The organism is Sporichthyaceae bacterium, from assembly GCA_036493475.1.
Lineage (GTDB): Bacteria > Actinomycetota > Actinomycetes > Sporichthyales > Sporichthyaceae > DASQPJ01.
Genome location: DASXPS010000069.1, coordinates 21532 through 27570, shown reverse-complemented (window position 1 = coordinate 27570; position 6039 = coordinate 21532). Strand labels below are relative to the sequence as shown.

5 protein-coding genes, 1 tRNA gene and 1 other RNA gene are annotated in these 6039 nt (G+C 69.1%); 4 read left to right on the top strand and 3 right to left on the bottom strand.

Annotation, left to right across the window (positions count from 1 at the left end; genetic code table 11):
* The coding region (locus VGJ14_07650; GenBank protein ID HEY2832279.1) for a DUF305 domain-containing protein at positions 1–422 on the top strand (422 nt) is incomplete at its 5' end.
* On the opposite strand, the gene ffs is transcribed toward VGJ14_07650, so the two are convergent.
* Positions 418–514, bottom strand: an RNA gene (ffs, locus tag VGJ14_07645) — signal recognition particle sRNA small type. The genes VGJ14_07650 and ffs overlap by 5 nt on opposite strands.
* Before the next feature lie 95 nt (positions 515–609).
* On the opposite strand from ffs, the gene VGJ14_07640 reads away from it, so the two are divergent.
* Positions 610–694: transfer RNA gene (locus VGJ14_07640), tRNA-Ser, on the top strand.
* A gap of 124 nt (positions 695–818) precedes the next feature.
* Here VGJ14_07640 and VGJ14_07635 read toward each other — a convergent pair.
* Entirely contained in the window at positions 819–4019 is a 3201-nt protein-coding gene (locus tag VGJ14_07635) for an AAA family ATPase (protein HEY2832278.1), read from the bottom strand.
* 285 nt (positions 4020–4304) lie between these two features.
* Between VGJ14_07635 and VGJ14_07630 the strand changes: the two genes are divergently transcribed.
* Together VGJ14_07630 and VGJ14_07625 are read left to right on the top strand one after the other, a co-directional pair.
* On the top strand, positions 4305–4529 hold the full coding sequence (locus VGJ14_07630; GenBank protein HEY2832277.1) for a type II toxin-antitoxin system VapB family antitoxin: 225 nt from the start codon (positions 4305–4307) through the stop codon (positions 4527–4529).
* Entirely contained in the window at positions 4526–4954 is a 429-nt protein-coding gene (locus tag VGJ14_07625) for a PIN domain-containing protein (protein ID HEY2832276.1), read from the top strand. Before VGJ14_07630 ends, VGJ14_07625 begins: the two co-directional genes overlap by 4 nt.
* Positions 4955–5025: 71 nt before the next feature.
* Here VGJ14_07625 and VGJ14_07620 read toward each other — a convergent pair whose 3' ends face one another.
* A complete protein-coding gene (locus VGJ14_07620; GenBank protein ID HEY2832275.1) occupies positions 5026–5949 on the bottom strand; it encodes a LysR family transcriptional regulator in 924 nt (307 codons plus the stop codon).
* Positions 5950–6039: the final 90 nt, after the last annotated feature.

Here is a 6039-nt window from a genome sequence, read left to right as displayed (position 1 = left end):
TGATGGCGCAGTTGGTCCGCGACCGCACCAAGGACTCGAAGATCGCCGCGTTGGCCGCGGGTATCGAGGACGACCAACTGCTCGACATCGGCGCGTTGCGCGGCTATCTCACGTTGTGGCACGCCCCGGCGCTGCCGGCCGGCCCGCCCATGCAGTGGATGGCCGAGCACGCCGCCATGGCGACCATGCCGGGGATGGCCACGACCGCGCAGCTCAACGCATTGCGCTCGGCCACGGGCCCGACGCTGGACCGGATGTTCTTGGAGCTGATGCTGAGGCACCACGAAGGTGGCCAGGTGATGCTCGCCGACGCCACGAAACATGCCGCGATCGACGCGGTCCGGGCCCTGGCCGCCCGGATCGCCTTCGACCAGCAACAGGAGTCGCAGACCATCACGGCGCTGCTGAGCGCCGTTAAATAGAAGCGCCCCGCGCACCTACCAGAGCCCTCCTACCCTTGCTGCCTTCCGGCCCTGGGGGGGTTCGGCGAGATGGCACCACGCGGGGAGCCGGGGAGCAGTCTACGCGTCCGGCGCCGGCTCGTCGCCCGGCGCAAAACCTGCAGTCCGCCGGGGCCGGCGGGGACCGGTAGGCTTTACCGCGCTCCAAGGAGGATTCGCATAGCGGCCTAGTGCGCACGCTTGGAAAGCGTGTTGGGGGAAACCTCTCACGAGTTCAAATCTCGTATCCTCCGCCGATCGAGCATCCAAAACGCCGGGCACCTTCACGGTGCCCGGCGAGCGTTTCGTCGGGCTACGGGCGCATGGGCGCGCACCACCGCCGTGATGCGGGCGTGGGCGCGGATCTGGCCGAGATGATCAGCCCGACTGGCGGAGGAGTTGGTCCGTTCGGTCGACCCACCCACGCATACCGACCTCTTCGAACCGGATGCGGGCGACTTCCAGCAGCGCGCGAGCGTGCTGCGCATCGTCCCGGTCGCTTCGGCGCATGAACATCTGTGCTTGATCGAAGTCGGCCATCGCCAGCAAGGGAAGCGCGCTCTGCTCGCGCAGGACGCTGCGCGCCTCACCGAACCACTGCTGAGCCTCCTCGTAGCGTCCCCGAAGCGTGCACAGACGGGCCAGCGAAAGACGGGAGTCGACCCCGATGTCGCGGAAGTCCGGCGCGAGGACCTTTTCCCTGACGGCTTGCTCTACGACGTCGATGTGGTCGACCCGACCGAGCAGCCAGAGCGTCTCGGCAGAGTAGCCGGCGATGTCCGGGAAGTGATAGGACCACGCCGGCGCCCGCTCGAGCCACGGGAGAAGCTGCTCGAGGAACCCGAGCGCCTCGTCACTGCGACCAAGGCGCGCGCAGGTTCGGGCGCAGATGGCGTAGGCGGGCCCGAGCGCCCACGCCTGGCCGGGTGCCAGGGTTGGTATGAGTTGGCCAAAGCGGGCAGCGAGAGCGGCCAACCCCACCTCGTCATCCAGGAACGCGGTTAGTAGCTCCCAACCGTGCAGGATTCCGAAGATCGGCGTGCCCGTGGGCTCGGCCAGTCGCTCCGCCTCTTCCAAGGACGCGCGTCCGTCTTCCAGACGGCCAAGAGAGAGCTGGCAAAAAGCTGCCGTCATGAAACAGCGGGCCCCTCGGACGGCTTGTCCGCGGGCAAGCGACGCTTGCGCCTCCGCCATGGCCAGCGGGAGGCAGCGCTCGAACTCGCCCCCGAAGCAGACGAGGATGGACAGATTCCGGGTGCTGGTCACCGCTTCTGCCCGAGAACCGAAGGGGGTCTCAAGCCCGCCGAAGGCCACGGGATCGGGTCGAGAGGCCCGAATGAGCCGGGCCGCTTCCCAGCGTTCGGGGGTGTCGAGCGGGATGCCAGGGTGCTCAGGGTGGCCGAAGTCCCGGCGCTGAGAATCAATGACATACAGATGGGCCCAGGAGAGATCACGCCGGTCCGCCGTGTGCGCAAGACCCTCGCGCGCTAGGTCCCAGGCCCGGACGTTGTTGCCGGTGAATCCGATGGCCAGGGCGGCCGCCGCAAAGTACTCCGCCGCCGCGGCCTGGCCTTCGGAGGCGTCGATGGCGTGACCGGCCTCGGCGGCGACGTCGAGGCCGTTGTCGAAAGCGAGGCTCCAGATGAGCGCCATCCCGAGCTGACCGAGGATCCGCGGCCGCCGGGGGTCATCGGCGGCCATGAGCTCCAACGCCATGCGCAGGAACCGGGCGGCTTCGGCCTGACCGCCGGTCGCTTCGCTGTGGCCGGCGGCGGCCAGCGCAGTCGCCACGCCTTCCTCGGCGCCCGGAAGCCCGCGGCCCCGGTGAAACTGGGTCGCGATCTCGCCCACCATCCCCGGACCGGGCTTTCCGCCGGCAGCCGCGCTCAGAACCTGAGCCGCCCGTAAATGCAGGCGCGCCCGGCGCGAGGGGCTCAGCTCTTCGGAGATGGTGTGGCGGATCAGGTCCTGGGTGAATCGGTAGACGTCAACAGCGCCCGCCGGCTGGAGCAGCTGGGCGTCGAGGGCCTCATCGAGAGCGTCGAGGGCCACGTCCTCGCTGATCCCCGCCACGGTCGTCACCACCCCGAGGTGGATGTCGCCCTCGAAAACCGAGGCGGCCGACAGCAACCGATTGGCGTCGGCCGACAGCCGGGCCAGGCGCCGGCCGATGACCTCTCGGACTCCCTTGGGAATGCCGAGTTCGGCCGGCGGCCGATCCGAGATCCATCGCCCGTCGGGCCCGCGCAGGAAGCGCCCTTCGTCGAACAGGTGGCGCAGCACCTCCTTGATGAAGAACGGGTTGCCGGCCGTCTCGGTGGCGATGGCGGCGGCCACGGAGCCAAGCACGTCGTGGTCGGCAATGGCCTCGAGCAGTTCAGCCACCGCTTTGGCTTCGAGGCCCTCGAGCTTGAGCCGCTCGAACTCCACCTGCCGGCGCAAATCCCCCAGGGCGTCGTGGAGTGGGTGGCCCGCGCCTACCTCCGCGTCGCGATAGGTGCCCACCACCAACATCCGTTGGCCGCGAGATGTGCGCACGACGTGTCGAAGCATCGCCACGGTGGACGCGTCGGCCCAATGGAGGTCGTCGAGACACAGCAGCACCGGCACCCGCCGGGCCGTGGCGGCGAGGAACTGGGCCATCGCGTCGAGGACCCGGAAGCGCGCCTCGTCGGGCTGGACCGGGGCCACGTCGGGCAGCTCAGAAACACGCTGATGGAGAGCGGGGACGAGCTGCGCAAGGACGGGGCCACCGGCGCCTAGATCGGCACGTAACTCTTCGGCGGGGAGCCGGTCGACCATGGCCTCGACCGCCTCGGCGAACGGAGCGTAGGGGGGTGCCCAGTCCCCGTCCAAACAGTGCCCCCACAACACCGAGAACCCGTCGGCGGCGGCGGCCTCGGCCAATTCCTCGGTGAGGCGGGTCTTGCCGATGCCCGGCTCGCCGGCCACGAACATGAGCCCGCCATGCCCGGCGGCCGTTTCCGCCAGGCGCCCGACCAAGCGGGCAAGCGCATCCTGCCGCCCGACGAAGGGGAGGCGCCCCCCGAGCGCCGGCGCGGCATCGACCTCGTAGCGCACCTCGAGGGCGCTGACGGCGTCGGGCACGCCTTTGAGTTCCAGCGCGCCGAGGGAAACGAAGGCGAATCCGACCCGACCGGCGAGCAGGCCGGCGACCAGTTCGGAGCACAGAATCTGACCACCGGCGGCATGGTCACACAGACGCCGGGCGACCACGACCGGCGTACCGAAGAAGTCCACCTCGTCGCGGAAGGCCTCGCCTGTATTGAGGCCGACCCGGATGGACAGACGTTGGCCCGCTACCGGCCGCTGACAGGACTGCTGCATCGAAATGGCGCAGCGCAAGGCGTCGGCGGCGGACGCGAAGGACGCCATCAGCCCGTCGCCGAGCCACTTCACCTCGGCGCCCCCATGGCCGGAGGCCACATCTGCCAGCAGCTTGTGATGAGCCCGGAAGATCCGCTGCGCATCCTCGTCGCCGGCCCGGGACAACAGCTCCGTCGAACCCACCAAATCCGTAAAGAGGATGGTGACCAGCGCCGAAGCCCGCTCCGCCATGGGCCTCAGTGTGGCGGAGACGGCAGGTGGAGGCCACCGCCGAACCAGAACTGCGCTCAGGCCCCCGCAGCGTGATCTCGGCTCCGCTCCGGGGCCGTTCCGCCCGGACTGCCGGACGACGCGCGCGTGTTAGGGGCAACCCCTCACGAGTTCAAAACTCGTATCCTCCGCCGGTTGAGCAGGCACGACGCCGGGTGCCTATCCGCAGGTGCCCGGCGTTGGGCTTTCTGTCCACGAGTTCTCTCGGTGGGCTCGGTACATACATATTGCCAGTAGCATGCATACATGAAGCGAACCACGATCGAGATTGATGAGGACCTGCTCGCCCGCGCCAAGCGGGCGTTGGGCCTCGGCACCACGCGCGCGACGGTCGAGGAGGCGCTTCGCCGGGCCGCGGACCAGGGTGACGCCGAATTCGCTGAGCTTCGGGAACGGCAACTGCGCTTGCTGCAGCACTTCGACGCCGGAATCGACGCACAGGTTCTCGCCTCCGAGGACATGTGGCGGTGAGACGAAGCCGCGGCCGCCCGGCGCCCGCCGGTTGGGTGTTGGACAAGAGCGCAGCCGCCCGGCTGAACCAATCGTCGATCGCTGCCCAACTCGCGGAGTTGGCCGGCAACCTGCACCTCTGCCCGATGGGTGAGCTCGAATGGCTCTACTCCGCGCGCGGCGCTCAGGATTACGACGTCGTCGCCTCCCGGCTGCGTTCGGACTTCCGCCCGGCGCCGGCTCCTCCTGACATTCTCGATCGGGCGCTCGCCCTCCAACGCGACCTGGCGCACCACCACGGCATGTGGCACCGCATCCCGATCCCCGACTTGATCATCGCCGAGACGGCGTTGCACAGCGGCCTCGGCGTGGTCCATGTCGATGGTGACTACGACAAGATCGCCGAGGTCCGCCCACTCACGAGTCGTCGTCTGGATGCGACCTGACCTCGGGCGCGCCCAGGCAGGTGATCCCGAGTGATCGTCACATCCCTTGTGGGAACGCGATTTTCCCCTCATCAGGAGGTCTGCCGGTTGAGGCGGGCGGCGATGTCGGCGGCCAGGACGGCGTCGTGCAGGGCGGCGGCCGCGAGCGACCATGGAGTCTGGTGACCGGTGATCAGCCCGACCGCCGGAGTGCGCGGGTTGGGGTATATTGGCAGCAGCCGCATACCGGTCGGGACTCCGTAGCTGTACGCCCACGGGTGCGCCACCACGCAGGACCACCGCCGGGTACCCAGGTGCGCATACAGCGATTCGACGGTGTCGGCCTCGAGCACCACGTCGCCGTGCACGCCCGCTTCGGCCAGGGCCGCGTCGAGGATCCGACGGTTCTGCATGGTGGTGGGCAGCGCACACAGCGGCACCTCCGCCAGATCCGCCCAGGACAGTGACCCGCGCTCGGCGAAAGGTCCATCGGCCGGGGTGAGCAGTAGGTAGCGCTCCCGGTAGAGCGGCACCAGCCGGGTGTTGTCGTCGGGTTCCTCGGGAAGGTAGGTCAGCCCGCCGTCGAGTTCGAAATCGTTCAGGCCGCGAACGATCTCCACTGAGGACAGCAGCTCGATGCGCACCCGGGCGCGCGGGTGACGGTCGGTGAGCGCCGTGGTCAACCACGGCAGGGTGGGCACCGCGGTGGGAATCGCACCGATGCGGACCGTGGCGGTCAGGCCGCCGTGCAACCGGTCGAGGTCGAGCAGCAGCGCGTCCCGTTCGGCGAGGATGCGGTGCGCCCAGCCGAGCACCTGCGCGCCCTCGTCGGTCAGCCCACCGTAGCGCTGACCTCGATTGACGATGGTGACGCCCAGGTGAGTCTCCAGCTTGCGCAGTGCTGCGGACAGCGCGGGCTGGCTGATGTGGCAGGCCGCCGCGGCGCGGCCGAAGTGCTGCTCGCGGTTCAGCGCGACCAGGTACTCCAGCTGGCGTAACAGGATGTCGCCGGACACAGCGCCGAGCCTAGCGGTTGACCTGCGGTGATAAACAGCGTTTATCGATGGATCGACACTGTGAGTTTGCCGCCGGGGACCGGCATCCCG